The organism is Variovorax sp. BGA-UO-ETr-C22, assembly GCF_059567965.1.
The window spans coordinates 1,571,216-1,597,537 of the sequence record NZ_JCAQPA010000011.1 but is presented as its reverse complement, the minus strand read 5'-3'; the positions used below and the strand labels follow the sequence as shown (position 1 = coordinate 1,597,537).

24 protein-coding genes are annotated in these 26,322 nt (G+C 69.7%); 10 read left to right on the top strand and 14 right to left on the bottom strand.

Annotation, left to right across the window (positions count from 1 at the left end):
- Positions 1-119: 119 nt before the first annotated feature.
- From AC57B8_RS27565 to AC57B8_RS27540, 6 genes are all read left to right on the top strand, one after another.
- The gene (locus AC57B8_RS27565; RefSeq protein ID WP_095947575.1) at positions 120-1,055 is read left to right on the top strand and encodes a phosphate/phosphite/phosphonate ABC transporter substrate-binding protein; all 936 of its coding nucleotides are present in this window, start codon (positions 120-122) and stop codon (positions 1,053-1,055) included.
- 8 nt (positions 1,056-1,063) lie between these two features.
- A complete protein-coding gene (gene phnC, locus AC57B8_RS27560; RefSeq protein WP_496481337.1) occupies positions 1,064-1,864 on the top strand; it encodes a phosphonate ABC transporter ATP-binding protein in 801 nt (266 codons plus the stop codon).
- Positions 1,861-2,859 (top strand): phosphonate ABC transporter, permease protein PhnE, encoded by a 999-nt coding sequence (gene phnE, locus AC57B8_RS27555; RefSeq protein WP_139706725.1) that lies wholly within the window; start codon positions 1,861-1,863, stop codon positions 2,857-2,859. The genes phnC and phnE overlap by 4 nt, the downstream gene beginning before the upstream one ends.
- A 146-nt stretch (positions 2,860-3,005) precedes the next feature.
- Positions 3,006-3,194: a hypothetical protein gene (locus tag AC57B8_RS27550; protein ID WP_083259093.1), complete on the top strand. Its 189-nt coding sequence runs from the start codon at positions 3,006-3,008 to the stop codon at positions 3,192-3,194.
- 69 nt (positions 3,195-3,263) lie between these two features.
- Positions 3,264-5,516, top strand: a complete 2,253-nt coding sequence (locus tag AC57B8_RS27545; protein ID WP_496481336.1) for a phosphocholine-specific phospholipase C — start codon at positions 3,264-3,266, stop codon at positions 5,514-5,516.
- Between the two features lie 5 nt (positions 5,517-5,521).
- Positions 5,522-6,934, top strand: coding sequence for a YadA family autotransporter adhesin (locus AC57B8_RS27540; protein ID WP_496481335.1), 1,413 nt, complete (start codon positions 5,522-5,524; stop codon positions 6,932-6,934).
- A 276-nt stretch (positions 6,935-7,210) separates the two neighbouring features.
- Here the strand turns inward: AC57B8_RS27540 and AC57B8_RS27535 are convergent, their stop codons facing one another.
- From AC57B8_RS27535 to AC57B8_RS27505, 7 genes are all read right to left on the bottom strand, one after another.
- Positions 7,211-9,490, bottom strand: a complete 2,280-nt coding sequence (locus tag AC57B8_RS27535; RefSeq protein ID WP_496481334.1) for a glycoside hydrolase family 3 N-terminal domain-containing protein — start codon at positions 9,488-9,490, stop codon at positions 7,211-7,213.
- A gap of 100 nt (positions 9,491-9,590) precedes the next feature.
- Positions 9,591-10,820 (bottom strand): tricarballylate utilization 4Fe-4S protein TcuB, encoded by a 1,230-nt coding sequence (gene tcuB / locus AC57B8_RS27530; RefSeq protein ID WP_496481333.1) that lies wholly within the window; start codon positions 10,818-10,820, stop codon positions 9,591-9,593.
- A complete protein-coding gene (gene tcuA / locus AC57B8_RS27525; RefSeq protein ID WP_496481332.1) occupies positions 10,804-12,231 on the bottom strand; it encodes an FAD-dependent tricarballylate dehydrogenase TcuA in 1,428 nt (475 codons plus the stop codon). Before tcuA ends, tcuB begins: the two co-directional genes overlap by 17 nt.
- A 77-nt stretch (positions 12,232-12,308) precedes the next feature.
- Positions 12,309-13,235 carry a LysR family transcriptional regulator gene (locus AC57B8_RS27520; protein ID WP_496481331.1) on the bottom strand — a complete coding sequence of 309 codons (927 nt, stop codon included), beginning with the start codon at positions 13,233-13,235 and terminating at the stop codon, positions 12,309-12,311.
- Between the two features lie 7 nt (positions 13,236-13,242).
- Positions 13,243-14,121 (bottom strand): bile acid:sodium symporter family protein, encoded by an 879-nt coding sequence (locus tag AC57B8_RS27515; protein WP_496481330.1) that lies wholly within the window; start codon positions 14,119-14,121, stop codon positions 13,243-13,245.
- A 367-nt stretch (positions 14,122-14,488) separates the two neighbouring features.
- Positions 14,489-15,256, bottom strand: a complete 768-nt coding sequence (locus AC57B8_RS27510) for a class II aldolase/adducin family protein (RefSeq protein ID WP_062478349.1) — start codon at positions 15,254-15,256, stop codon at positions 14,489-14,491.
- A gap of 20 nt (positions 15,257-15,276) precedes the next feature.
- Positions 15,277-15,867, bottom strand: a complete 591-nt coding sequence (locus AC57B8_RS27505; protein ID WP_139706971.1) for an HD domain-containing protein — start codon at positions 15,865-15,867, stop codon at positions 15,277-15,279.
- Positions 15,868-15,989: 122 nt separating this feature from the next.
- Between AC57B8_RS27505 and AC57B8_RS27500 the strand changes: the two genes are divergently transcribed.
- Entirely contained in the window at positions 15,990-16,712 is a 723-nt protein-coding gene (locus AC57B8_RS27500) for a Crp/Fnr family transcriptional regulator (protein ID WP_095745012.1), read from the top strand.
- Between the two features lie 102 nt (positions 16,713-16,814).
- Positions 16,815-17,507 carry an alpha/beta hydrolase gene (locus AC57B8_RS27495; RefSeq protein ID WP_062478359.1) on the top strand — a complete coding sequence of 231 codons (693 nt, stop codon included), beginning with the start codon at positions 16,815-16,817 and terminating at the stop codon, positions 17,505-17,507.
- Positions 17,508-17,513: 6 nt separating this feature from the next.
- Here AC57B8_RS27495 and AC57B8_RS27490 read toward each other — a convergent pair whose 3' ends face one another.
- Both AC57B8_RS27490 and AC57B8_RS27485 read right to left on the bottom strand, forming a co-directional pair.
- A complete protein-coding gene (locus tag AC57B8_RS27490; RefSeq protein WP_496481329.1) occupies positions 17,514-19,037 on the bottom strand; it encodes an MFS transporter in 1,524 nt (507 codons plus the stop codon).
- Positions 19,034-19,609: a GNAT family N-acetyltransferase gene (locus AC57B8_RS27485; protein WP_496481328.1), complete on the bottom strand. Its 576-nt coding sequence runs from the start codon at positions 19,607-19,609 to the stop codon at positions 19,034-19,036. The genes AC57B8_RS27490 and AC57B8_RS27485 overlap by 4 nt, the downstream gene beginning before the upstream one ends.
- A gap of 75 nt (positions 19,610-19,684) precedes the next feature.
- On the opposite strand from AC57B8_RS27485, the gene AC57B8_RS27480 reads away from it, so the two are divergent.
- Positions 19,685-20,563, top strand: coding sequence for a LysR family transcriptional regulator (locus tag AC57B8_RS27480; protein ID WP_095745016.1), 879 nt, complete (start codon positions 19,685-19,687; stop codon positions 20,561-20,563).
- A gap of 6 nt (positions 20,564-20,569) precedes the next feature.
- Here AC57B8_RS27480 and AC57B8_RS27475 read toward each other — a convergent pair whose 3' ends face one another.
- Positions 20,570-21,739, bottom strand: coding sequence for an ABC transporter substrate-binding protein (locus AC57B8_RS27475; protein ID WP_495266496.1), 1,170 nt, complete (start codon positions 21,737-21,739; stop codon positions 20,570-20,572).
- 144 nt (positions 21,740-21,883) lie between these two features.
- On the opposite strand from AC57B8_RS27475, the gene AC57B8_RS27470 reads away from it, so the two are divergent.
- Positions 21,884-22,387, top strand: a complete 504-nt coding sequence (locus tag AC57B8_RS27470) for an energy transducer TonB (RefSeq protein ID WP_496481327.1) — start codon at positions 21,884-21,886, stop codon at positions 22,385-22,387.
- A gap of 21 nt (positions 22,388-22,408) precedes the next feature.
- Here AC57B8_RS27470 and trmB read toward each other — a convergent pair whose 3' ends face one another.
- The 4 genes from trmB to AC57B8_RS27450 all read right to left on the bottom strand — a co-directional run bounded on the left by trmB (position 22,409) and on the right by AC57B8_RS27450 (position 26,266).
- Positions 22,409-23,182, bottom strand: a complete 774-nt coding sequence (trmB, locus tag AC57B8_RS27465) for a tRNA (guanosine(46)-N7)-methyltransferase TrmB (RefSeq protein WP_487847138.1) — start codon at positions 23,180-23,182, stop codon at positions 22,409-22,411.
- Positions 23,179-24,084, bottom strand: a complete 906-nt coding sequence (gluQRS, locus tag AC57B8_RS27460; RefSeq protein ID WP_496481326.1) for a tRNA glutamyl-Q(34) synthetase GluQRS — start codon at positions 24,082-24,084, stop codon at positions 23,179-23,181. The genes trmB and gluQRS overlap by 4 nt, the downstream gene beginning before the upstream one ends.
- Before the next feature lie 15 nt (positions 24,085-24,099).
- A complete protein-coding gene (locus AC57B8_RS27455) occupies positions 24,100-25,182 on the bottom strand; it encodes an NAD(P)/FAD-dependent oxidoreductase (protein ID WP_496481325.1) in 1,083 nt (360 codons plus the stop codon).
- Between the two features lie 130 nt (positions 25,183-25,312).
- The gene (locus AC57B8_RS27450; protein ID WP_095947849.1) at positions 25,313-26,266 is read right to left on the bottom strand and encodes a LysR family transcriptional regulator; all 954 of its coding nucleotides are present in this window, start codon (positions 26,264-26,266) and stop codon (positions 25,313-25,315) included.
- Positions 26,267-26,322: the final 56 nt, after the last annotated feature.

Genomic DNA, 26,322 nt, shown 5'->3' with positions numbered 1-26,322 from the left:
TGATATTTGAATTTTGAAATGAGCTTATTTCATTTCCCTGTCATCTGCGGCTCCTAAAGTTCTCGTCATCGGGGCGTTGCAACCGCACGCCCACCGCTTTCCAAACGAAGGAACCGACCATGAAAAAGCTCCTGGCCCTTGCGGCCGCCGCCCTCTCGCTGACTGCCGCGCTGCCGCTGGCCGCGCAAGCCCAATCGGTGGCCGACGGCTCGCGCGAGCGGCCACTGCGCGTGCTGCTGATCCCGGCCGACGGCGGCACCGAGTCGGGCACCAAGGCCGACTACGCGCCGGTGTTCAACGCCATCACGCGCAGCACCGGCCTGAACTTCGACCTCAAGGTCGGCCAGTCGTACGGCGCGGTGGTCGAGGGCATGTGCAACCAGCTCGCCGACATCGCCTTCTTCGGCCCGGTGTCGTACGTGCAGGCGAACAAGCGCGGCTGTGCGCAGCTGCTGGCCGTGGGCGTGGAGAAGGGCGCTTCGGTCTACTACGCGGGCATGTTCGCCAAGGCCAACGCGCCCATCGCGTCGGTCAAGGACCTCAAGGGCAAGCGCGTGGCCTTCGGCGACGTCAACTCGGCCTCGAGCTTCACCTTCCAGGTCGCGATGCTGCTGGACGCCGGCATGGACCCGGCCAAGGATCTCGGCGCCATCCGCATGACCGGCAGCCACGCCAGCAGCCTGGCCGCGCTGGTGCAGGACCAGGTCGACGTGGCCTCGCTCTCGTTCGACTCCTACGAGAAGGCGGTGAAGCAGGGCGTGGTCGACCCGAAGACGGTGAAGGTGGTGGCGCGCAGCATGGCCATTCCATACCCGCCGCTGGCGCTCAACTCGAAGCTGCCCGAGCCACTGAAGGCGAAGCTGAAAGACGCTTTCCAGACCGTGAACAAGGCCCCCGGCGTCACGCCCGACATGATCCGCGGCTACGGCGGCGGCAAGATCGACGGCTACGACACCAAGTTCTCCGAAGCCGAGTTCAACGTCGCCGCCGAAAAGCTCGGCCTGCTGACCGACGAGCTCAAGGGCCGCATCCTCGCCAAGTCCGCCGAGCGTTGAGCGTCGCCATGCTGAATTTCGAATCGGTCGCCATGCACTACGCCGACGGCACGCGCGCGCTCGACGGCGTGTCGCTGCAGGTGCCGGCGGGGCAGTTCTGCGTGGTGCTGGGCGCCTCGGGCGCGGGCAAGTCGACGCTGCTGCGCATGGCCAACGGGCTGGTCAAACCCACGCGGGGCACGGTGCAGGTCGAGGGCGTGCAGATCGCTGCCCACTCGCTGGCCCGCATCCGCCCGCGCATCGGCATGATCCACCAGCAGTTCAACCTGGTGCTGCGTTCCACGGTGGCCGACAACGTGCTGGCCGGTGCGCTGCCCGCGGTGCCGACGTGGCGCGCGCTGCTCGGCCTGTTCACCGATGCGCAGCGCGCCAAGGCCTGTGCGCTGATCGAATCGGTCGGCCTGCAGGAGCAGCACCCGCTGCGCCGCGTGAGCGAGCTCTCGGGCGGCCAGCAGCAGCGCGTGGGCATTGCGCGCGCCTTCATGCTGGAGCCGCCGCTGGTGCTGGCCGACGAGCCGGTGGCCAGCCTCGACCCCCAGACCAGCCACGACGTGCTGTCGCTGCTGCGCACGCAGGCCCGCGAGCGCGGCACCACGGTGCTGTGCAGCCTGCACCAGATCGAGCTGGCCTGCGAGTTCGCCGACCGCATCGTGGCGCTGCGCCACGGCGCGGTGGTGTTCGACGGCGCGCCCGCGGCCTTCGACCCGAAGGTGTTCGACGCGGTCTACGGCCGCACGCCGGCGCCCGCACGGCCCGCGCCCGAAGCGCCGCTGCCGCTGCATGCCGGTGCGCTGGAGCTGGTGCCATGAGCCGCCCCGCATCCGCCTGGGACCTGCCGCGCCCCTTCGGCGCCCGCAGCCTCGCCGTGCTGCTGCTCGTGGTGGTGGTCGGCTTCTTCGCCGGCCAGCGCGTGGAGATGGGCCGCATGCTGTCGCTCACGGGCGAGGGCGTGCTCGCGGCCGTCGGCCTGCGCGAGCAGTCGCAGGTGCTGTCGGGCCTGGGCACCATCGCCAGGTCGCTCTTTCCGCCACAGGTGTCGGAGCGCACCGAGGTGTCGCGCATCGAAGGCTTCGACCGCGAGCGGCTGCCGTGGTTCTCGCACGTCGAGATGGAGGAATCGCGCCAGCCCAAGCTCAACCCGCAGACGCTGCAGATGGAAGAGGTGGTCGACCGGCGCGAGGTGCTGGTCGAGCCCTTCGGCTACCTCTGGCACGTGGCGGTGAAGATGCTCGAGACCTTCGAGATCGCCATCTGGGCGACGCTGCTGGCCATCGTGCTGAGCGCGCCGCTGGCCTGGTGCAGCGCGAAGAACTACACGCCGAACCGCGCCGTCTACACGCTGGCGCGCGGCGTGGTCGGCATGTTCCGCGCGGTGCCCGAGCTGGTGAGCGCGCTGTTCCTGGTGCTGGCCTACGGCTTCGGTCCCATCGCCGGTGTGCTCGCACTGGCACTGCATTCGGCGGGCTTCCTCGGCAAGTTCTACGCCGAAGACATCGAGACCGCCGACGACAAGCCGCAGGAGGCGCTGCGGGCCATCGGCGCCAGCAAGTTGAAGGTGATGCGCTTCGCGGTGCTGCCGCAGGTGATGCCGCAGTTCATCGCCTACACGCTGTACATCCTCGACCGCAACGTGCGCATGGCCACCGTGGTCGGGCTGGTGGGCGCGGGCGGCATCGGCCAGGAGCTGAAGGGCCGCTACGACATGTACAACTACGCGCACGTCGGAACGATCCTGATCGCGATCTTCCTCACGGTGCTCGTGCTCGACAGGGTCGCAGCCCGGCTGCGCAGCCGCTATGCCTGAGCGCTGACACCCTCCCATCCGCCCACTTCGGGCACCCGAGTTCTCCCGTTTCTTCCCGTTCCGGTGCAAGCCCTTCGAGGCCTGCACGGCCCGGCTTCGCCCGGCTTTTCTTCCCACGCCCCTTCGATCCAGAAAAGGACACCTTCATGACCTCACGTTCTTCCCGGTATGGCCTCGCTGCGGCGGGCTTTCTCCTGTGCCTGAGCCTTGCCGCGTGCGGCGGCGGAGGGGGCGGTGGCGGCGGCCTGCCGGTGCTGCCGCCCACCGGCCCCACGCCCCCGACCACCACGCCGGAGCCACCCGCCCCGACGCCGGCGCTGAAGTGCGCGCCCTGAGCCGCGCGCCGCCTTTATTCCCACGCTTTCCATTTCTTCTCTTTTTGTCCTCGCGTTGAAAGACTCCCCATGAACCCCTCCAACCGTCGCGATTTCTTCCGCAAGTCGGCCGGCGCCGTCGGTGCGGCCTCGGCCCTCACCCTGCTGCCGCCCACGATCCGCAAGGCGCTCGCCGTCGAGGCCGCGGTCGACACCGGCACCATCAAGGACATCAAGCACGTCGTGATCCTGATGCAGGAGAACCGCAGCTTCGACCACTACTTCGGCACGCTGCGCGGCGTGCGCGGTTTCGGCGACCGTTTTCCGATTCCGCTGGCCAACGGCAAGTCGGTGTACTTCCAGTCGAACCCCGCGGGCGGCGCGGAGATTCCGCCGTTCCGCCGCGACTCGACGATTGCCAATGCGCTGATCGGCTCGGGCACGCCGCACAACTTTCCCGACCAGCAAGCCGCATGGAACCAGGGAAAGATGGACCGCTGGATCCAGTTCAAGAACCAGGCCACGATGGGCTACTACCTGCGCGAGGACATCCCGTTCCAGTTCGCGCTGGCCGATGCCTTCACGGTGTGCGATGGCTACCACTGCTCCATCCTCACCGGCACCGACCCGAACCGCATCGTGTTCTGGTCGGGCTCCAACTTCAACCCGGAGCTGCGCAAGAAGGGCATCAACAGCACCGACACCGACTCCGAACCCGTGAACTCGCGCTGCTGGCCCAAGCCGTCCAACTGGGTGGCGAACCGCCCGCAGGAGGCCGACGGCTCCGGCCAGAAAGACCCGATCACGGGCGACTACAACTACAAGTACGTCAACAACGCCTTCAAGTGGGACACGCTGCCCGACGTGCTGCAGAAGAAGGGCGTCAGCTGGCACATCTACCAGAACATGAACAACAACTGGACGGGCGCCATGCACGGCTGCCTGGCCTTCGAGAGCTTCCGCACCGCGCAGCCGGGCTCGCCGATCTATGAGCACGGCCTCACGGGCGGCCCCGACACGGCCGACGGCGCCACCAACTTCCTGGCCCAGCTCAAGCAGGACGTGATGACGGGCAAATTGCCGGACGTCTCGTGGGTGCTGCCCACGCAGGCGCTGGCCGAGCACCCCGGCAGCAGCGAAGGCACGGCCGGCGCCGCCGACTTCATCGCCGACGTGCTGGACGCGCTCACGTCCAACCCGGCCGTGTGGAGCAAGACCGCGCTGTTCGTGACCTTCGACGAGAACGACGGCTTCTTCGACCACCTGGCCATGCCGGCCGTGCCCTCGTACGACGCCAACGGCACGCTCATGGGCAAGTCGACCGTGCCGCTGGAGGGCGAGTACTTCGACGCCTCGGTGGGCAGCTACCTGGCCGCCGCCGACAACACCACCACCGGCAAGATCCGCCCCTGGGGCCTGAGCTCGCGCGTGCCGATGTACGTGGTCTCGCCGTGGAGCAAGGGCGGCTGGGTCAACTCGCAGGTGTTCGACCACACCTCGGTGGGCCGCTTCCTCGAGAAGCGCTTCGACATCACCGTGGATGCGATCAGCCCGTGGCACCGCGCCGTGTGCGGCGACCTCACGACCTGCTTCGACTTCGTGAGCCCGAACGATCCGGTCGTTCCCAAGCTGCCCGACACGAGCAACTTCCCCGCGATCAATGCGGCGCAGCGGCTGCTGCCCACGGCCCCCGTGAGAAACGCCCCCGCCACGCCGCAGCCGCTGTACCAGGAGACCGGCACGCGCTTCTCGCGCGCGCTGCCTTACGAGCTGCACGCCAGCGCGCGCGTCGAGCCGCGCGGTCTGGTGCAGCTGGTGTTCGCGAACTCCGGCACACAGGGCGCCGTGTTCCATGTCTACGACAAGCTGCACCTGGATCGCATCCCGCGCCGCTACACGGTCGAGGCCGGCAAGCAGCTGGCCGACTACTGGAACACCGGCGCCAGCGACAGCGGCAAGTACGACCTGTGGGTCTACAGCACCAACGGCTACGTGCGCAGCTTCCAGGGCGACGCACTGGCCTTCGACACCGCCGGCTTCAAGCCCGAGGTGCAGGTCTGCTACGAGCCGGTCGACGGGCAGGTCTACCTGAAGGTGCACAACAACGGCAAGGCGGCCGGCAAGGTCACCGTGACGGCCAACGCGTACCGCAACGACGGCCCCTGGACGCTCGAGGTCGCGCCGGGTGCCACCGGCATGCTGCATTGGAGCCTGGACAAGAGCGGCTGCTGGTACGACTTCACCGTCAGCGCCGGGCACACCGAGCGCCGCTTCGCGGGCCGCGTCGAGACCGGCAAGCCCGGCGTGAGCGATCCGGCCATGGCCCTGCACCTGAAGGCCTGAGCGTCATGAAGCGAAAGAACAGCACGCACACCCTGCTCGGGCTGGCCGTGGCCCTCGGCTCGGTGGCCGGCATGGGCATCGCCTCGGCCCAGCCGATCACCTGGGACCCGGCCAAGGGCAACCTGGGCATCGGCGACAAGGCCGGCACCACCGGCGTCACTGGCAGCAACGACCTGGCCTTCGGCAAGGGCGCGGGCAACAACGTCAGCACCAACTGGAACCTGGCCATCGGCGAGGGCGCCGGCACCGGCGTCTCGGGCAAGAACGCCAACCAGGCCATCGGCTACTACGCGGGCACCAACGTGGTCGGCGGCTGGAACCAGTCGATGGGCCGCAGCGCGGGCCAGAACGTGACCGGCGACTACAACAACGCCGTCGGCTTCTGGGCCGGCACCGACGTGAAGGGCAACGGCAACGAGGCCTATGGCAGCAACGCCGGGCGCAACGTGACCGGCAACGCCAACCAGGCCTACGGCGGCGATGCGGGTCGCAACGTGACCGGCAGCAACAACCTGGCCACGGGGCAGGGCGCGGGCAGCGGCGTCACCGGCTCGGGCAACCAGGCCTCGGGGCAGATGGCCGGCGCGCAGGTGGCGGGCAGCAACAACGTGGCCATGGGCCAGGCTGCGGGCGGCGGCGTGCAGGGCAACCAGAACCTGGCGTTGGGCACGGCGGCCGGCCAGGGCGTGGTGGGCAGCCACAACATCGCGCAGGGCAGCGGCGCAGGCCAGAACGTCATGGGCAGCGGCAACATCGCCATCGGTGCCGACGCCGGCGTGTACGTCAACGCGAACCAGGCGATCTCGCTGGGCAGCGCGGCGCGCGCGAGCGCCGACAACGCCATTGCCGTCGGCAGCAACGCATCAGCCTCGCACGCCAACAGCGTGGCGCTCGGTGCGGGCAGCACGACCACGCGCGGCGCGCAGTCGAACTACGTGGCCGTGGGCATGATCGGGCTGCAGTCGTCGGTCGGCGAAGTGGCGCTGGGCAACCGCCAGCTCACCGGCGTGGCGCCCGGCAGTGCGCCCGATGACGCGACCAACGTGGGCCAGGTGCAAGGCATGGTGCAGCAGGGCGTGAGCGCGGCCAACGCGTACACCGACACCGTCGCGGCACAAGGACTGCCGCTGGGCAAGGCCTACACCGACTTCACGGCCGCGCGCCTGCAAAGCCAGATGGACGAGAACGCGCGGCGTGCCTATGCGGGCATTGCAGGCGTTGCCGCGATGGAGGCCGCGCCGGTCGTGCCTGGGAAGATCAGCTATGCCGTGGGCTTGGGCAACTTCCGCAGCGAAAGCGCGATGGGGGGATCGATTCGTCGGACCTCGCAGGATGGGCGCTACAGCGTGACGCTGGGTGTGGGTGCGAGCAGTTCGGGCGTGGTGAGCCGGGTGGCGTTCACAGGGGTGTTCGACTGAACTCGTTCAGGGCGACGATCCCGCCGACGGGGTACCTTGCTCCGCGAATGTCCCCCGGCCTGCGGCCTCCTCCTTGATTTCGCTGCGCAAGGCACCCCATCGACGTGATCGTCCTCAGTGCAGTCGTTGATCGGCCCGCACCACGACAGCGCTCGGTGTGCGCAGGACACTGGGTGCTTCCCGCAGCGAAACCAAGGAGGAGGGCGTGAGGCGCAGCCCCGGGGGACATTCGCGGAGGGAAGTACCCGGTGGCCTGTGCACGCGCCCTGAAGAAACTCACTCCCGCGTGAGAACGAAGTGTTTGCGAATCCCGTCAGCAGCGGAAGGCGCGATCCACAGATCGAACTCACCCGGCTCGACAACAGGCTTCATGTCCCGCCCCAGAAACTGCAGGTCGTCATTGCCGACAGCGAACTCGACCACCTCCGACGCCCCCGGCGCAATCCGCACCTTGCGGAAGTTCTTCAGCTCGCGCACCGGCCGCGTCACGCTCGCGGCGCGCTGCGCCAGGTACAGCTGCACCACTTCTTCCGCTTCGCGCGTACCCGTGTTGGTGACGGTGGCGCGCACGCGCAGGGTGTTGCCCATGGCTAGGCGGTCCGTGCTCAGCTCGACCTGGTCATAGCGCACCGGCGCATAGCCGATGCCGAAACCGAAGGGGTACAGCGCCTCGTTCGTCGCGTCCAGGTAGCGGGTCTTGAAGGCCGTGCCCGGCGCGCTTTCGGGCGAGGGGCGGCCGGTGCGCTTGTGGGCGTAGTAGTAGGGCACCTGGCCAGCAGTCTGCGGAAAGCTCACGGGCAGGCGGCCCGAGGGGTTGGCGTCGCCGAACACCACGTCGGCAATCGCGTGGCCGGTCTGCACGCCGAGGAACCAGGTCACGAGAATGGCGCGCGCATCGCGCACCGCCCCCTTGAGCGCCATCGCGCGGCCGTTGCTCAGCAGCACGACCACCGGCTTGCCGGTCGCGGCCACGGCTTCGGCCAGGTCCTGCTGGGCCTGCGGCAGGCCGATGTCGCTGCGCGAGCGCGACTCGCCCGACATCTTCTGGCTCTCGCCGATAGCCAGCACCACCACGTCGGCGTCGCGCGCGGCGGCCACGGCGGTTTCGATGCCGCCGGGCAGCGGCGACTCGACGTTCGCACCGCGCGTGACGGTCAGCCGCGAGGCCTCGGTGCCCAGCGCGGCGTGCAGTCCTTCGTCGATGCCCACGGGCGCGGACTGGCCCGGGAACAGGCTCCAGGAGCCCATCAGGTCCTTCGTGCCTTCGGCGAAGGGGCCGATCAGCGCGATCTTCTGCGGGCCGGTTTTCGCGAGCGGCAGCAGCTGGCCTTCGTTCTTCAGCATCACGATGGAGCGGCGCGCGCTCTCGCGGGCCAGCGCGATGAACTCGGGGTTCTCCACGCGCTGCGCGGCCGGCGGGCCGTCGAGGCCGCGCATCGGGTCGTCGAAGAGGCCGAGCTTGAGCTTGACCCGCAGCACGCGCCGCACGGCCTCGTCGAGCCGCGCCATCGGCACCTCGCCCGAGGCCACGAGGTCGGGCAGGTGGCGGATGTACAGGCCGCTTTGCATGCTCACGTCGGTGCCGGCCATGAAGGCCAGCTTGGCGGCCTCGCGGCCGTTGGCGGCGTGGCCGTGCTCGATGAGCTCTTCGTCGGCCGTGTAGTCGGACACCACGAAGCCCTTGAACTTCCACTCGTCGCGCAGCACGCCGGTGAGCAGCGCGGGGTTGGCGGTCGAGGGCACGCCGCCGATCTCGTTGAAGGCGCTCATGACCGACAGCGCGCCCGCATCGATCGCCGCACGGAACGGCGGCAGGTAGACCTCGCGCAGCGTGCGCTCGGAGATCTCGCTCGTGTTGTAGTCGAGCCCGCCCTCGGCCGCGCCGTAGGCCGCGAAGTGCTTGGGCGTGGCCAGCATCGAGTCGGCGTTCGCGAGGCTGCTGCCCTGGAAGCCGCGCACGCGCGCCGCCGCGAACTGGCGCGCCAGGTACGGGTCTTCGCCCACGCCTTCGAGACCGCGGCCCCAGCGCGCGTCGCGCGCGATGTCGACCATCGGCGCGAAGGTCCAGCGAAAGCCGTCGGCCGTGGCCTCGACCGCCGCCGCGCGCGCCGTGCGCTCGGCCAGCGCGGGTTCCCAGCTCGAGGCCTCGGCCAGCGGCATCGGGAAGATGGTGCGAAAGCCGTGGATCACGTCGGCGCCGAAGATCAGTGGAATGCCCAGCCGCGACTCGCGCACCGCCACCTGCTGCAGCCGCCGCTTGCCTTCGAGGCCGGCGTTGTTGAACAGGCCCGTGAGGCGCCCGTTGCGCACGTCCTCGGTCTCCTGTTGCCCGTTGCGCCAGCCGGCCTGCGGGTTGTTCGGGATGTTGATGTCGGCCGGGCCGTAGAGGCTGAGCTGGCCGGCCTTTTCCTGCAGCGTCATGCGCGCGATCAGCGATTCGATGCGGGCTTCGGCGGCGTCGGAGGGCTGGAGGTTTTTCGGAACGGACGCCGCGATGGCGGGGAGGGAGAGGGCGGACAGGACGAGGGCGAGAACGGCGGCTTTTCGAACATGCATGGCCGCCTATTCTGCAGACAACCCCCACCAGCCCCGGCCAGCGGGTTTCCGCCCTGGGCGTAGGGCCTTGTCCGACCCGGGCCGCTTCAGGCCCTGCCGGTCAGTCGGCACCCAGCCGCAACCGGCTGGGCAGGCGCTTCTCGATGGCGAACTTCAGCAGCGCCGCGCAGCGGAAGATGCCGTGCGCGAACTTGCCGTAGGGCAGCGTGAGAAAGAGCGCCATCACCACGCCCAGGTGCACCGCCAGCAGCAGCGCCATGAAGCGCGTGTCGCGCCACGCGAGCAGGGCCAGGCCCGTGAGGCTGGTGAGCAACAGCAGGGCGATGAAGCCGCGGTCCATCGGCCGCTGCGCCGCGTCGCCGTGCGCGGCGTGGCGCCGCAGGTTGAGCCACAGCAAACCGACGGGGCCGATCACGAGGCCGATGCCGCCCGTGGTGCCCAGCAGCACGGGCAGGCTCGTGAGCGCATAGGGCGCATGCAGGTCGAACAGGTAGTGGTAGAGCGTTGCCACGCAGGTGGAGGCGAAGCACAGCATGAAGCCGTGGAAGGTGAAGTGATGGAAGCGCCGGCGCCAGAGCGTGAAGCGGTCGTCGGCGTTGTTGCAGCCTTCGCCATGGCCGCCATCGAGGTACTTCAGGCGCAGCGCGTCGTGCGCGGCTTCGGCGCTCGCCGCGCGGCGCACGCCTGGCAGGTCGGGCGCGTTGCCCGGGTCGTTCGCGGGGGAAACCTCGCGCCAGAAGCGGCGCGTGCCCATCGCCAGCGCGAACATCACGAACAGGAACACCGCGCCGAACACCAGCGCGAGGAAGTTGTGCGGAAAGATCGCGTAGAAGTTGCCCGCGAGCGGCGCGTGCACGAGCGAACCCGACATCGCCACGGCCAGCACAAGGAACAGCGCGAGCCCACCCGCCAGTGCCAATGCGACGGTGAGCCCGGCCCGCTTGTAGAGCGCACCCATCGCGGGCGGCCAGGCGTAGTCGTGGTAGGTCTGCAAGCGCACCTGCGCCATCGCCTGTGGCACGTTCACGGCGAACTCGTGCGGCGGTGCGTACTGGCAGGCATGCAGGCAGGCGCCGCAGTTGTGGCACAGGTTGGCGAGGTAGTGCGTGTCGGCCTTGCCGAACTCGAGCCGGCGCGTCATGGCGGGGAACACGGCGCAGAAGCCTTCGCAGTAGCGGCAGGCGTTGCAGATCTGCAGGATGCGCGCGACTTCGCCTTCGGAGGCGGTCAACGGCAGCGCGGGCTGGATCGGGATGATGCGCGACGGGGTGCTGCCGATGCCATCGGCATCCGCACGGGCGCGTGCGACGAGGTCAGTGAGCTGCTGCAAGGGCGGTCTCCGGGGATTTCTTTGAAACGTTCTTGGCGGCCTTCGCGGCCTGCGTGCCGGCGATGCGCCCGAAGGCCGTGCCGATGCTCATGCCCACGCCGGCCGTGTAGCCCTGGCCCAGCACGTTGCCGGCCATCATTTCGCCGGCCACGAAGAGGTTGGGGCTCGGGCGTCCGCCGAAGCGCACGGCGGCGGTCTCGTCCACCTTCAGGCCGAGGTACGTGAAGGTGATGCCGGGGCGCACGGGGTAGGCGTAGAAGGGCGCGGTGTCCAGCGGGCGCGCCCAGTGCGTCTTGGCGGGCGCGAGGCCTTCGGTGTGGCAGTCGTCCAGCGCCGTGTGGTCGAAGCGGCCGACGCGGCAGGCGGCGTTGTAGTCCTGCACGGTGCGCACGAAGGTGGCCTCGTCCAGGCCGATCTTCTGCGCCAGTTCGCCGAGCGTGTTCGCCTGCGTGCCGGGGAACACGGGCGGCATGAAGCGCCCGACCGCCTGCTGGTCAATGACCGACCACGCGATCTGCCCCGGTTGCTGCGCCACGAGCCGGCCCCAGATCGCATAGCGCTTGGGCCAGAAGTCCTCGCCCTCGTCGTAGAAGCGCTGCGCGTCGCGGTTGACCACCACGCCGAGCGACACGCAGTCGATGCGCGTGCAGATGCCGCCGTCGTACAGCGGTGCGCGCGCGTCGATGGCCACCATGTGGCCCTGCGACGGGTCGCCGATGCTGTCGGCGCCCGCGTCGATCATGTGCCTGAGCAGCACGCCCTGGTTGAAGCGCGTGCCGCGGATGAGGAAGTTGTCGGCCGGCCACTCGCCGCGCTCGTTCCGGCCCCAGGCCTCGCGCAGCCAGTCGCGGTTCGATTCGAAACCGCCCGAGGCGAGCACGCAGCTCCTGGCCGCGATGCGCTCGCCGGCCTCGGTGCGCACGGCCACGAAGCGCTCGCCCTCGAGCTCGACCGAGGCCACGGGCGTGTCGTAGCGGATCTGCACGCCGAGCGCTTCGGCGCTGCGGTAGTAGGCGTTGACGAGCGCCTTGCCGCCACCCATGAAGAAGGCGTTGGTGCGCGCCACATGCAGCGCACCCGACAGCGGCGGCTGAAAGCGCACGCCGTGGCGGCGCATCCAGTCGCGGCAGTTCGAGGAGGCGCGGATCACGAGGCGGGCCAGGCGCTCGTCGGTGAGGCCGCCGGTCACCTTCAGCAGGTCTTGCCAGTACTCCTCTTCAGGGTAGGCCTCGACCAGCACGTCCTGCGGCGCGTCGTGCATGCAGCGCAGGTTGCGGGTGTGCTGCGAATTGCCGCCGCGCCACTCCTTGGGCGAGGCCTCCAGCAGCAGCACCGAAGCGCCGGCCTCGCGCGCCATCAGCGCGGCGCACAGCGCGGCATTGCCGCCACCGACAACCAGTACGTCTATCACTCGTGGGTCTCCTTGGAATGCAGGAGACTTTAGGGAGCATGGCCTTCACGCGAAAGGCCGAAAGAGGCAACAGGTGTTCAGCTTTCGAGAAGACTTGCGCCGGCCCAGCGGCCTTCGCTGACCAGCGTGCGCGCCGTTTCGGCGACCACCACGCGCGCGGCCAGTGCGGCGGGCGAGAGCTCGTCGTCCGACAGGCTCACGAGCAGGTTGCGGCGCCCCACGTGCGCATCGGAAATCTGCGTGAGCTCGAGGTCGTCGCGGTCGTGCCGCGCCGTGGCGGCGCCGGGCTGGATGGTGGCGCCGTGGCCGGCGCGCACCGCGTCCATCAGCAGTGCCAGGCCGTCGACCTCGGCCACGATGCGCGGCGCCACGCGCGCCCGCGCGAAGGCGGCCATCAGCGTGGCGCGCAGGCCGTGGCTGCCGCTGGGCAGGATCAGCGGCACCTCGGCCAGCTGCGACAGGCGCACCTTCTTGCCGGTGGGGCGCGGTGTGAGTGCGGGCGACGCGATCACAAAGAGCTTTTCGGCCAGCAGCGGCGACACGCTCCAGCGCCGCGGCGTGTCGGTCTGGAACAGCACGGCCAGGTCGAGCTGGCGCGCGTGCAGCATGGTCGTGAGGTGGCCCGACAGCGCCTCGACCATGTGCAGCCGCACCTCGGGGTAGCGCGTCTGCATGGCCTGCATCAGCGGCACGCCCAGCACGGTGGCGGTGGTGGGCGCCAGGCCCACGCTCACATGGCCCGACAGCCGCGCCTGCTGCGCCGCGCGCACGGCGTCGTCGGCGTGGCGCAAGGTGAGTTGCGCCTGGTGCAGGAACGCCAGGCCCGCGTCGGTGGGCATGACGCCGGTCGAGTGGCGGCGCAGCAGGCGGGTCGAGAGTTCGCTTTCGAGCCGGCTGATCTGCTGGCTCAGCGCCGAGGTGACCACCCCCAGCTCCACCGCCGCGCGGCCCATGCTGCGCAGCTCGCAGACCTTGACGAAGTAGCGCAGTTGTCTCAGTTCCATCCGCGCATCATGGCGCAGGCACGGCGGCGGGCTGGCCGCGCCGCAGCAACAGCCATCCGAACAGTGGGGCGGTGATGTACATCACGACCGAGTAGATGGCGGCCGGCAACGCGAGCGGAAAGCTCCCCAGCACGCTCACCGCGATGAAGATGGCCAGCGTGGAGTTGTGGATGCCGATCTCGTAGCTGATGGCGGTGGCCAGCGGCTTGTCCAGGCCGGCAGCGCGGCTCAGGTAGTAGCCCGCCAGCAAGCTCACGAGGTTGAACAGCAGCACCGGCACGCCGATCTCGGCGAAGGTGGTGGTGATGTTCTTCCACTCGTTGGCGATGGCGAGCACCGTGACCACCGCGAGCACCACGGCGCTGAAGATCTTGGTCGGCTTTTCCATGCGCGCCGCGAAGCCGGGCTTTCGCGACGCGACGACCATGCCGATGGCCACCGGCACCAGCACGATGGCGATCACCTCGACCAGCTTGCGCGTCTGCAGCGGCACCACTTGGCCGCTCTGCGCGAAGTGGCCGATGGCCCAGTTGGCGATGAGCGGCAGCGTGATGATCGACAGCAGCGTGTTCACGGCCGTGAGCGAGATGTTCATCGCCACGTTGCCGCCGAACAGGTGCGAGAACAGGTTGGCCGAGATGCCGCCCGGCGAGGCCGCCAGCAGCATCAGTCCAATGGCGAACACCGGCGACAGGCCGAAGCCCACGATGATCGCGTAGCAGGCCAGCGGCAGGCCGATGACCTGCAGCACGAGTGCGATGGTCACGGCCTTCGGGTGCTTGAACAGACGCCGGAAGTCCTCGAGCGAGAGCGACAGCCCCAGCCCGAACATCACGAGCGCGAGCGCGCCGAACAGGAACCGGGTCACGATGAGCGTGGTGTCCATGCGGTGGTGTCTCCTCTTGGGTTCTTCTGCTTAAAAAAATGGCTGCCGGCACCCGTCGCGCGGGCGCTGGCAGCCGTACAAAACCGGGATCGACGCGTCTCAGAACGTGTTCACGGCCTTTTCATGGTGCCCGCAAGGCAGCAAAGCGTCGCAATCTAGGCGCGCGCCGCAGTCCAGGCTGATGCCTGGACAAGGTGCGCAACGACGAGTGCGGCGCTTTGCTGCCTTGCCCGAAGGGTTGCCCCGCAAAGCTGGCATCTGCGGCGTTGCAAATGCTCGCCGGGCCACCAGCCCGGCTGCGCTTTGCGCCTTGCACCTGCCAGCTTTGCGGGGCAACGGGCACCATGAAAAGGCCGTGAACACGTTCTCATTGTTTGTAGCTGTCGTCGATGCGGTCGAGTTTGCGGATCAACGAAGGCCAGACGAACATGCCGCCCAGGCCGCCGCTTTGCACCTTCATGGCCTGGCCCACGCCGTCGATGATCCTCGGGTCCACGTGCGTGAGTTCACCGCCGCCGGCCTGCGCGGCGATCTGGATCTGGCAGGTGTTCTCGAAGGTGTACATCGAAAGGAAGGCGTCGGCAATGGTCTTGCCGCAGGTCAGCAGGCCGTGGTTGCGCAGCATGAGGAAGTTGGCGCTGCCCATGTCGGCCTGCAGGCGCGGCTTCTCGTCGTCGCGGAAGGCCACGCCTTCGTAGTCGTGGTAGGCCAGCGAGGCCAGCACGAAGGTCGACTGCTGGCTGATGGGCAGCACGCCGTTCTTCTGCGCGCTCACGGCAATGCCGGCGCGGGTGTGGGTGTGCAGCACGCACTGGATGTCCTCGCGCGCGGCATGCACGGCGCTGTGGATCACGAAGCCGGCCGGGTTCACGGGGTAGGGCGAGTCGATGATCTTGTTGCACTGCTGGTCGACCTTGACCAGGCTCGAGGCCGTGATCTCGTCGAACATCAGGCCGTAGGGGTTGATCAGGAAGTGGTGCTCGGGGCCGGGCACGCGCGCGCTGATGTGCGTGAAGACGAGGTCGCTCCAGCCGTACAGCGCCACCAGGCGGTAGCAGGCGGCGAGGTCGACGCGCAACTGCCATTCTTCGGCGGAGACGAGCTTCTGGATTTCGGAGGCGGAGGTGGCGTTCATGGGGGTGTCCTTTGTCTTGATCAAGCGGTGGTCGGCTCTTGCAGCACCGTCTTGTAGACGCTCTGCTTGGGCTGCGCCATCAGGCGGCGCAGCATGGGCTCGAACTCGCTGATGGGCAGGGTCTCGGCCTTGGGGTCGAAGGCCGGGTTGTCGTAGAGCGCGCAGAACTCGGCCGTGCGCTCGTAGTGCGGGTGGTCCTTGAAGCTGTCGCGCATGTCGCGGTCCAGCCCGATGTGGTGGAAGAAGTAGTGGCCCTGGAAGATGCCGTGGTTCTGCACCATCCAGTGGTTGGCCTCGCTCACGAAGGGCTTGAGGATGGCGGCGGCGATGTCGGGGTGGTTGAAGCTGCCCAGCGTGTCGCCGATGTCGTGCAGCAGCGCGCACACCACGTACTCCTCGTCGCGGCCGTCGCGCAGCGCGCGCGTGGCGGTCTGCAGCGAGTGCGTGTAGCGGTCGACCGGAAAGCCGCCGTAGTCGCCTTCGAGGATCTGCAGGTGCTTGATCACGCGCGCGGGCAGGCCGCCCGCGAACTGCATGAACTCGCCGCCGATCAGTTGCCAGTCTTCGCGCGTGCTGTCCTGCATGCGCTTGAAACTTGCCCGTGCGTTCATCGTGTGGGGTCTCCGTTCTGGGGGGATGGCGGCCACTGTAGACCTGCGCTTGACCTTCAACTGTCAAGAATTTGACAATGCGAGGTTCTGGTAAACCCGCCTCCGGGCGCCTTTCTCTTCTCATGGCCACCTCGACCAAGCCGCGCCTGTCGGCCGCGCACCGCGCCGCGCTCGACGGCAACCCCTGGTTCACCAGCATGCCGCGCGCACAGCGCGACGCGCTGCTGGGCGCGGCCGAGCTGCTGCATGTGCGGCGCGGCACCATGGTGTTTCGCCAGGGCGACCCGATCCATGCGGCGGGCGGCGGTTTCTACGGGCTGGTGGCGGGCACGATCAAGATCTCGTCGCTGCGCCAGGACGGGCGCGAGGCGATCCTGGCGGTGCTGGAGCCGGGCAACTGGTTCGGCGAGATCACGCTCATCGACGGCTCGCCGCGCACGCACGACGCCACCGCGCTCGAAGCGCTCGACCTGCTGGTGGTGCCGCCCGAGGCCTTCGTGCGGCAGATGCGCGACGTGGTGTTTTCCAACGCCATCGCCGCCATGCTGGCCGCGCGCGTGCGCATGCTCTACGGCCTGGCCGAAGACGCCACCTTGCGCAGCCTTCGCGCGCGCGTGGCGCACCGGCTGCTGGTGCTGGCACGCGGCGACGCCACGCAGTCGGTGCACCTGCGGCACGAACTCATGCTGTCGCAGGAGGCGCTGGCCATGATGCTCGGCGTGACGCGCCAGACGCTGTCGAAGGAACTCAACGCGCTGGCCACCGAGGGCGTGGTGTCGCTGGGCTACGGGCGCATCGAACTGCGCTCGCTCGAGGCGCTGCAGGGGCTGGTGCGCACCGGCTGAGGGTCTTGTCACAGCGCGGGCAGGGCGCAGGCGTATAAGACTTTCCCGGTCCGTCATTCCGGCGGCCCGGTGTCTTATTTCTTCACTGGAAGGTGGCGAATCATGAGCAACAACAAACCGACGGTCGTCCTGGTCCATGGTTTCTGGGGTGGTGCGGCGCACTGGCACAACGTCATCGTGGAGCTGCTGCGCAAGGGCCACACGGCCATCCGCGCGGTCGAGCTGCCGCTGACTTCGCTGGCCGACGACGCCGAACGCACGCGCAAGATGGTGGCGCAGGTGCAGGGGCCGGTGCTGCTGGTCGGCCACTCGTACGGCGGCGCGGTGATCACGCAGGCCGGCGACCTGCCCAACGTGGTGGGGCTGGTCTACATCGCCGCCTTCGCACCCGACGCGGGCGAAAGCCCCGGCGGCATCACGCAGGAGCATCCGCCGGTGGCCGTGCCCAACCTGGCGCCCGACAGCGACGGCTACCTGTGGGTGATACCCGAGAAATACCACGAGAGCTTCTGCCAGGACCTGAGCGCCGAAGAAGGCCTGGTGATGGGCCTGACGCAGAAGGCGCCGCTGGCCAGCACCTTCGGCGACACCATCACGGCGCCGGCCTGGAAGAAGAAGCCCTCGTGGTACCAGATCTCGAGCGAGGACCGCATGATCTCGCCCGTGAACCAGGAGCGCATGTCGGCGCGGCTGGGCGCGAAGAAGGTCATCACGCTGGCGGCCAGCCATGCCTCGCTGGCCTCGCAGCCGCAGGCCGTGGCGGCGCTCATCGACGAAGCCGCGAGCGCTGCCTGAGGCCGGCTACGCGCAGCGCTCCGTGCGCTGCGCACTTGTCGGGCGGGCCCGCCAGCCGAGGAACGCCACGGCGCAGGCCGCCGCGATGACGATCGCCACGGCCACGCCCATCACCGAGAAGAAGGCCTGGTCGAAGGCCGTGTGCGCGAGCGCCACGAGCTGCGAGGCGATCGGCGCGGGCAGCGTTTCTGCGGCCAGCAGCGCGGCATCGATGCTGTCGCCGGCCGAGGCCGGCACGGCCAGGCCGTCGGGAATCACCAGCGCGGCGGTGTAGCTCGCCGAGAGCACGCTGCCCAGCAGCGCGATGCCCAGCACGCCGCCGAGTTCGTACGACACCTCCTCGATCGACGCCGCCATGCCGGCGTGTTCGACGGGCGCGTTGTTCATGACCGCGTTGGACGCCGCCGTGATGGTCGCGCCCACGCCCAGCCCCAGCAGCACCAGGATGGCCGGCTTGAGCAGGCCTGCGGCATCGACCGCCAGTGCCAGCGCGCACAGCGCCAGCGCCGTGGTCACGAGGCCGCCCAGGATGACGGGGCGCGAGCCGATGCGTGCCAGCAGCAGGCCCGCGAGCGGCCCCGCCACGAAGGCGGCCAGCGGCAGCGGCAGCAGGGTGAGGCCCGCCTGCAGCGGCGTGAGGCCGACCACGAGCTGCAGCCGCTGGCTGAACACCAGCTCGACACCGATCAGCGCCACCGAGGCCACGATGGCCGCGATCACGCCGCCCGAGAAGTAGGCGTTGCGGAACAGGCGGAAGTCGATCAGCGGCGCGCTGCTGCGCCGCTGGCGCCGCACGAACAGGGCCATGGCCACCGCGGCGAGCGCGCCGGTGATGGCGGCCGCCGTGACCGAGGGCGCGAACTTGGTGAGTTCCTTGATGGTCAGCACGAGGAAGACCAGCCCCGCCAGCACCTGCACCGAGCCGATGAAGTCCCACGGGCGCGTGCCGGTGTTCTTCTGCGTCGGCAGCAGCCACAGGGCCAGCACCAGCGCGAGCACCACCACGGGCACGTTGATGAGGAACACCGAACCCCACCAGAAGTATTCGAGCAGCACGCCGCCCACGACCGGCCCGAGCGCCGCGCCGCCCGAGGCCACCGAGGCCCACACGCCGATGGCCACGGCGCGCTCGCGCTCGTCGGTGAACACCAGCCGCAGGATCGCCAGCGTGGCCGGCATCATCATCGACGCGCCCACGCCCAGGAGGGCCCGCGCGGCGATGAGGACGGCCGGGTTCGGCGCGTAAGCCGCGCACAGCGAGGCCACGCCGAACACGGAAAGACCCGCGACGAACATGCGCCGGTAGCCCACGCGGTCGCCCAGCGCGCCCATGCCCAGCAGGAAGCCGGAGACGACCACTGTGTAGGCATTGAGGATCCAGAGCTTCTCGGTGGCCGACGCGGCCAGGTCGTGCGTGAGCGTGGGCAGTGCCGTGTAGAGCACGGTCATGTCGACCACGATCAGCAGCAGCGCCATCGAGACGATGCCGAGCGTGATCCATTTCTTGGCGGTGGGGTTCAAGCCGTTCATGGCGTGGCCCTCCGGTCGTGCGGCTGTGCGGTGGTGCCGTCCAGTTCCTTGAGCATCGTCACCGAGACCGTCTCGCAGCCGTGTGCATGGAAGAAGTCGTGCGCGCGGGCGTTGCCGATGCCGCTTTCGAGAAAGAGGCGCTGGATGCCGCGGCGCTGCAGCTCGGCGCAGACCCAATCGAAGAGTTGGCCGCCCAGGCCCAGGCCCTGGAAGCGCGCATCGACGACGAGGTCGTCGAGCGTCGCGAAGCTGCGCGCGGCGCGGCGGGTGTCGTCGATGGACACCAGCGCGAAGCCGGCCAGTGCGCCATCGGTTCGCGCGACGGCCACGCGCGCGGTGGCGGTGGCCGGGTCCAGCGCCAGGGTCTCGCGCACTTGCGCCATGAAGACGGCGGGCAGGTCGGCGCGCCATTCGCCGGGGGCCACGGCGCGCTGCTCCTGCAGTTCCGAGTGGGAGATGTAGGAAGGGGAAAGTTGCTGCAGGAACAGGGCGGTCAACGCCTGCGCCTGGGAAGGATCGCTGCACCAGCTCAGTTCGAACGCCGGTGTCGTCTTGTTGTTTGCATTCGTCATGGCGCCATGTTGCGCCATTAAAATGAATGAATAAAGATGAAATCCATCTGATAAATAGATGAGTAGGTGGCCGAAATGGAATGGACCGTCGACCAATTGCGCCAGTTCGTGACGACCGCCGAGTGCGGCTCGTTCTCGGCCGCGGCGCGCCACCTGGGCAAGGCCCAGTCGGCCGTGAGCACCGCCATCGGGCTGCTCGAAGTCGACCTCGGCGTGGCCCTGTTCGACCGCTCGCGCCGCAACGCGCAACTGTCGGACGCGGGCCGGGTGCTGCTGCTCGAAGCGCGCGAGCTGCTGCGGCAGGCCGAGCAGCTCGACCAGCGCGCCCGCTCGCTGCATGAAGGCGACGAGGCTGCGCTGTCGCTGGCGCTGGACGAAGCCCTGCCGTACACCGCCATCGGGACGCTGATGCGCGAGCTGTCGGTGAAGTTTCCGAGCCTCGAACTCACGCTCTTGAACGGCACCGCGACCGAGGTGGCCGACTACGTCGAGCAGGAGCGCGCCAGCGTGGCCTTTCACTTCGACCGTGGCCCGGTGCGCGCCAGCTTCGACCAGCGCCACATCGGCAGCGTGCGCCAGGGCGTGTTCGTGGCCAGCGACCATCCACTGGCCGATGGCCGCACGGTGCGGCGCCAGGACCTGGCGCGGCAACGCCAGCTGCTGATGCACGCGGACGACGTGCACGAGGTGGCCTACAGCCCGCGCGTGTGGCGTTCCGACAGCTTCTACAGCACGGCCGAGATGGTGGCCGACAACCTGGGCTGGGCCGTGCTGCCCATCAACATCGCGCGCTACGAAGGCTTCAGCAAGGCGCTGAAGGAAGTGCCGTGCCCGTCGCTGGCCTTGCCTCGGCTGTCGGTGCGCATGCTGTGGCTGCAGGGGCGCCCGCTCGGCGCGACGGCGCTGTATGTGCAGCAGCGCTTCACCGAGCTGCTGGGGGACGGCGCCGTGTGAGGCGCGTCAGCGGAGCACGCGGCCGTCGGCCGAGATGCTGATCAGGTCGATGCTGCGCACGTTGTCGCGCAGGCCGGGGCGCAGGTTGATGCGGAAGCCGCCGACGTCGTAGTCGGTCATGGCCGTCATCGTGCGCTGCAGCGTCGCGGTGTTGAAGCCGCGGCCCGCGCGGCGCACCGCCTCGCCCGCGGCCTTGGCGGCGATGAAGCCCTCGAGCCCTTCGTACGACGCGGTCTGGTCGGAGTTGTCGACCGCCGCGAGGTACTCCTTGACGATCGGAATGGCCGAGGGGCGCGGCGAAGGCACCACCTGCGAGATCACGATGCCGCCGATGTCCTTGCCCAGTTCGGCGTAGAGCGGGTCGATGCCGACGATCGAGAAGGCCATGAAGTTGCCCGTGTAGCCGCTCTTGCGCAGCTTGCGGATGGCGCTGGCCGTGGTGCCCGAGAGCGACACCAGCACGATGGCCTGGGGCGTCTGCTGCTGCACGGTCTTCAGCGCGGCGTCGAGCTTGTCGGCGCCGGCGGGCACCAGCGCGCTGGCGACCAGCGGCGGCAGCTTGAGCTCGGTGACGGCCTGCTGCACGGCGGCCAGGCCGGCGCGGCCCATGGCGTCGTCGTCGCCCACCAGCGCGATGCGCTGTTGCCCCACCGTGGCGCACTGGCGCACGATCTTGAGGGCCTCGTCGATCATGCCGGGGCGCACATGGAACACGTTCGGGTGCTCGGGGCCGCGCAGCGTGTCGGAGGCGGCGAAGGGCGCAAAGAGCAGGCTGCCCTGCTGCGTGGCCACCTTGGCGCCGGCCTCGCTGCTGGCGGTGCCGACAAAGCCGAACAGCATGTCGGCCTTGTTCGCGCCCAGCAGGGTGCGGGCGTTGGTGGTGGCGCGCGCGGCGTCGTAGCCGTCGTCCAGTTGCAGCAGCTTCAACTGCAGGCCGGTGGCGGCGTTGCGTGTGTTGAAGTCGCTCACGGCGAGCCGGCTGCCGGCCGCGAAGGCGTTGCCGATCTCGTTGGCGCTGCCGGTGAGCGGCACCGACTGGCCGAGCAGGACGACGCGGGCCCCGGCGGCGGCCGGGCGTGGCGTCTGTGCCAGCAAGGGACGGGTGATGCCGAGGCCGCTTCCCAGAAGCAGCGTTGCGGAGGCTTTTCCCAGCCATGTCCTGCGAGACGCGTTCATTGGCTACCTTTTGCTAACAATAGTAAAAAAGTGTAGCAATTTCGAGGCCAGGGCGGAAGGCGCGGGTGCTCCAGAATTGCCCTGATGAAAACAACTGTGTCCTGGGTTCTGGGAGGGATGTGCGCGGCGCTCGGCGGGTGCGTCGTGCCGCCCCCATCGAAGGTGGTGGAAAAGGCGCTGCCCGCGCCGGAGGTCTTCGTGCCCGTGGCGGCGCCGCAGCCGCCGCAACCGATGATCGAGCCGCCACCCCTGCCGCCGCCATCGACGATCGAGCCGCCACCGCTGCCACTGGCGGGGCCGCCGATGGCCTTGCCGCCGGGGCCGACCCTCATGGCGGCGCCGCGCGCCGATTCGCGCGTTGCGGCGGACGCGGTCGTGACGGAGCCGGTGATCCGCCAGCGCCGCTACCCCAGCTATCCGTCCGCGCTGGTGGAGGAGGGCATCGAGGGCCTGGTGGTCACGGCCTTCTTCGTCGGCGTGGACGGCAAGCCCGAAGACATCCGCGTCGAACGCTCGCCGCACCCGCTGCTGTCGCAGGCGGCGACCGATTCGCTCAAGGGATGGCACTTCGACCCGGCGCGCACCGCGGACGGGCGTGCGGTGCGCGCCCGCATGCGGCTGCCGTTCCGCTTCAAGCTCGTCGAGTGAGCGGGGGAAGGTGACGCGCGCTCAGGCGCGTTTTTCGAACACCAGGTCCCACACGCCATGGCCCAGCTTGAGGCCGCGGTTCTCGAACTTGGTGAGCGGGCGGTACGCCGGCTTGGGCGCGTAGCCGGTGTCCGGCGCGGTGTTGTGCAGCAGTGGCTCGGCGCCCAGCACTTCGAGCATCTGCTCGGCGTAGGGCTGCCAGTCGGTGGCGCAGTGGATGTAGCCGCCGGGGCGCAGGTGCTGCGCCAGCTTGGTCACGAACTCGGGCTGGATCAGGCGGCGCTTGTTGTGGCGCTTCTTGTGCCACGGGTCGGGAAAGAACACATGCACGCCGGCCAATGTGCCGGGCTGCAGCATGTGGTCGATCACGTCGACCGCGTCGTGCGCGCAGATGCGGATGTTCGAGATCGACTGCTCGCCGATGCGCTTGAGCAGCGCGCCCACGCCGGGCTCGTGCACCTCGCAGCACAGGAAGTTGGTCTCGGGCAGCACCGTGGCGATGTGCGCCGTGGCCTCGCCCATGCCGAAGCCGATCTCCAGCACCGTCGGGCCCACGCGGCCGCCGAAGGCCGCCGTGAGGTCGAGCCGCTCGGGCGTGTAGGGCACGAGGAACAGCGGGCCCAGCTCGGCGAAGGCGCGGGCCTGGCCGTCGGTGGTGCGGCCGGCGCGCTTCACGAAGCTCTTGAGGCGGCGGTGCAGCGGATGCGGCTTGCCGTCGGTGGCGTCGTCTTCGGGGGATGCGGGCAGGTCGTCGCCGGGCGGGAGGTCGTTGGACACGGTGTCGGGAATGTTCATGAGGGCCGCGAATTGTAGAGATCGCGCCATTCGGGCACCCAGCCGGCCAGGGCGGCGGTGCAGTGGGCGGCGGCCGTGGGGCGCAGGCCGAGCGCGCGCGCGGCGGCATCGAGCGCGGCCAGCGCGGCCTGCGGCGTGGCGGTGTCGATGGCCGTGGCGCCGTTCTGCTTGGAGAGCTTGTCGCCGTCGGCGCCGCGCACCAGCGGCGTGTGCAGGTAGCTCGGCGTGGGCAGGCCGAGCGCCTGCTGCAGCAGGATCTGGCGCGCCGTGTTGTCGGCCAGGTCCTCGCCGCGCACCACGTCGGTCACGCCCTGTTCGGCGTCGTCGACCACGACGGCCAGCTGGTAGGCCCAGGGGCCGTCGGCGCGGCGCAGCACGAAGTCGCCGACCTCGCGCTGCACGTCCTGCCGCTGCGGGCCGAGGCGGCGGTCGTGCCAGTGCAGGTCGCCGGCCGGCATGCGGTGCGCGGCAAAACGCCAGGCGCGCGCGGGCTTGCCGTGCAGGCCATCGCGGCAGGTGCCGGGGTAGACGCGCTCGCCGTGGCGCTCGTGCGCATGGCCGAGCCGGGCCAGGGCCAGGTCGATGTCCTTGCGCGAGCAGCCGCAGGGGTAGGTGAGGCCGCGCGCCTGCAGTGCGGCCAGCGCCGCTTCATAGTGCGCGGTGCGCCGGGTCTGCCACTCGGGAGGTTCGTCGGGGAGCAGGGCGCAGTCGGCGAGCTGGCGCAGGATGTGCTCGCCCATGCCGGGCAGGCAGCGCTCGGTGTCGGCGTCCTCGATGCGGACCAGCCACCGCGCACTGTCGCCGCGCGCACGCACGTCGAGCCAGCTCGCGAGCGCGGCCACCAGCGAGCCGGCGTGCAGCGGGCCGGTGGGCGAGGGGGCGAAGCGGCCGGTGGCCCGCATCCTTTCTTGGAGGACTTAGAGAACGGCCAGGGCCAGCGAGAGGCCCGAAACGAAACCGTCTTCCACGCGATGGCCGATGCACCAGTCACCGGCGATGCCGATGCGCGCCTTGGCGTCCCACAGGTGGGTCTGGCCCACGGGCACTTGCGTCTGCGCCTCGGGCCAGCAACGCGCCTTGGCGTGGCTGGGCGTGGCGTGGATGCCGGTGATCTCCGAGAAGGCGCGCAGCAGCTTGGCCTCGATGCGGGCGGGCGTGTCGCGCAGGTGTTCTTCCGACCATTTGGCGCTGGCCTGCAGGGTCCAGCGCTCGACGCGCTCGCGGCCGGGCTTGGACGATTCGCGCGCCAGCCAAGCCACGCGGTGGTGGGTGCTGCGCGCCACGTTCCATTGCGGGCCGAGGTGCGACATGTTGGCCTGGTTGGCCTGGGGGAAGGCGATCATCAGCGTCCAGCAGGGCGCGATGCGCACGGGTTCGATCTTGCGGCTCAGCGTGGCCGAGCGTTCGCCGCCGGCCAGCAGCTCGCGGGTGCGTGCGGGCGGCACGGCCAGCAGCACGGCGTCGAAGCCGGAGTACACGTGCTGCGAATCGTCCGCGCCGGCGGTGCGCAGCTGCCAGCGGGTGGCGTCGAGCGCGTCGGGCTCGATGCGGGTGACCTGGGTGCCGGTGATGAGGTGTTCGCCCAGCGGCGCGGCCCAGTGGGCCACGAGCGCGTCCATTCCGGGCTGGGCGACCCAGTGCGGCTCCAGCGAGGGCAGCGCCGCCTCGGCCACGCGGCCGTGGGCGTCGAGCACGCGCACGAGGTTGGCGCTCCAGGGGCGGCACAGCGCGGGCGTGGTGGCGAGCACCTGTGCAAAGCGCGGATCGCGCACGGTGAAGTATTGGGCGCCGCTGTCGAAGCGGCCGAAGGCGGTGTCGATGCTCGCCATCCGCCCGCCCGGCGTGGCCTCGCGTTCGAACACCGTGACACGGTGCCCGGCCTGCATCAGCGTGCGGGCACAGGCCACGCCGGCAATGCCGGCGCCGATCACGGCGAAGTGGCGGGCGGCGGCGGGAGTTCGGTGGCGGTCGGCGGTGGCGCGGGCTTTGGCTTTGGGCATGGCGGACTCTTTTCTTTTGACAGGGTGATGACGGAGGAGGCCGTGCACACTCTACCTCGGTCTGCGCGCGTCCCCGGGCTGGGGGCGACCCTTATGCAGCCGCGTATTGCGGCCGCGCATCGCGTGGCGTTCAGCGGCCCCGGTGCCGTTCGAGCAGCGCCTTGCGCGTGCCCTCGTGCTCGAACTGCGCGAGCCACCACTCGAGCGCGCGCCCCGGCTTGCCCGCGCTGCGCACGCGCCACGCGCAGTGCATGGTGCCCAGCGGCGGCTGGCGTTCGGTCTGCAGCTCGACGAGGTGGCCGGCCTCGATATAGGGCCGCGCCATCGGCTCGGGCAGAAAGCCGCCGCCGAGGCCGTGCAGCTGCGCGGCGATCTTGGCCTGCATGCTGGGCACGGTGAGCACGTCCTGCCCGCCGACGAGGTTCACGGTCATGCTCGGCCCGCTGCGCACCGAGTCGGCCGCGGCCACCGCGCGGTGCTGGCGCAGCACCGCGTCGCTCAGCGGCTGCGGCAGGCGCGCAAGCGGATGGTGCGGCGCCACCGCGAACACGAAGCGCAGTTCGCCGATCGGCCGGCTGCGGATGCCGGTGGCGGTGAAGGCCAGGCTCGCGGCATCGAGCACCGCGCCGATCGCCAGGTCGGCCTCGCCGCTGGTCAGCGCCTCGATGGTGCCCAGCAGGGTTTCGTCGCGCAGCTTCAGGCGCGTGGGCGGCTCGAGCGCGAAGAAGGCGGTGCACAGGTCGAGCAGCGGGTCGCGCGCGATCACGCTGTCGACCGCGATGGTCAGCATCGGCTCCCAGCCGGTGGCCACGCGCTTCACGCGGTTGGCCACGGCGTCGATCTCGCCGAGCAGGCGCGCAGCCTCGCGCAGCAGTTCGGCGCCGGCCTCGGTGATGCGCGCCTGGCGCGCGCTGCGGTCGAACAGCAGCACGTCCAGCGCGTCCTCGATCTGGCGCACGCGGTAGCTCAGCGCGCTGGGCACCAGGCCGAGCGCGCGCGCGGCGGCGGCGAAGCTGCCGGTGGTGGCCACCGTCTGCAGCATGGCCAGCGCGTCGGGGGTGAGGACGTCTCGGGCGCTCGTCATGGGGTGGGCTCCATCATTCAAATAATTTGAATGATGCCATCAAAACCGGGCGTCTT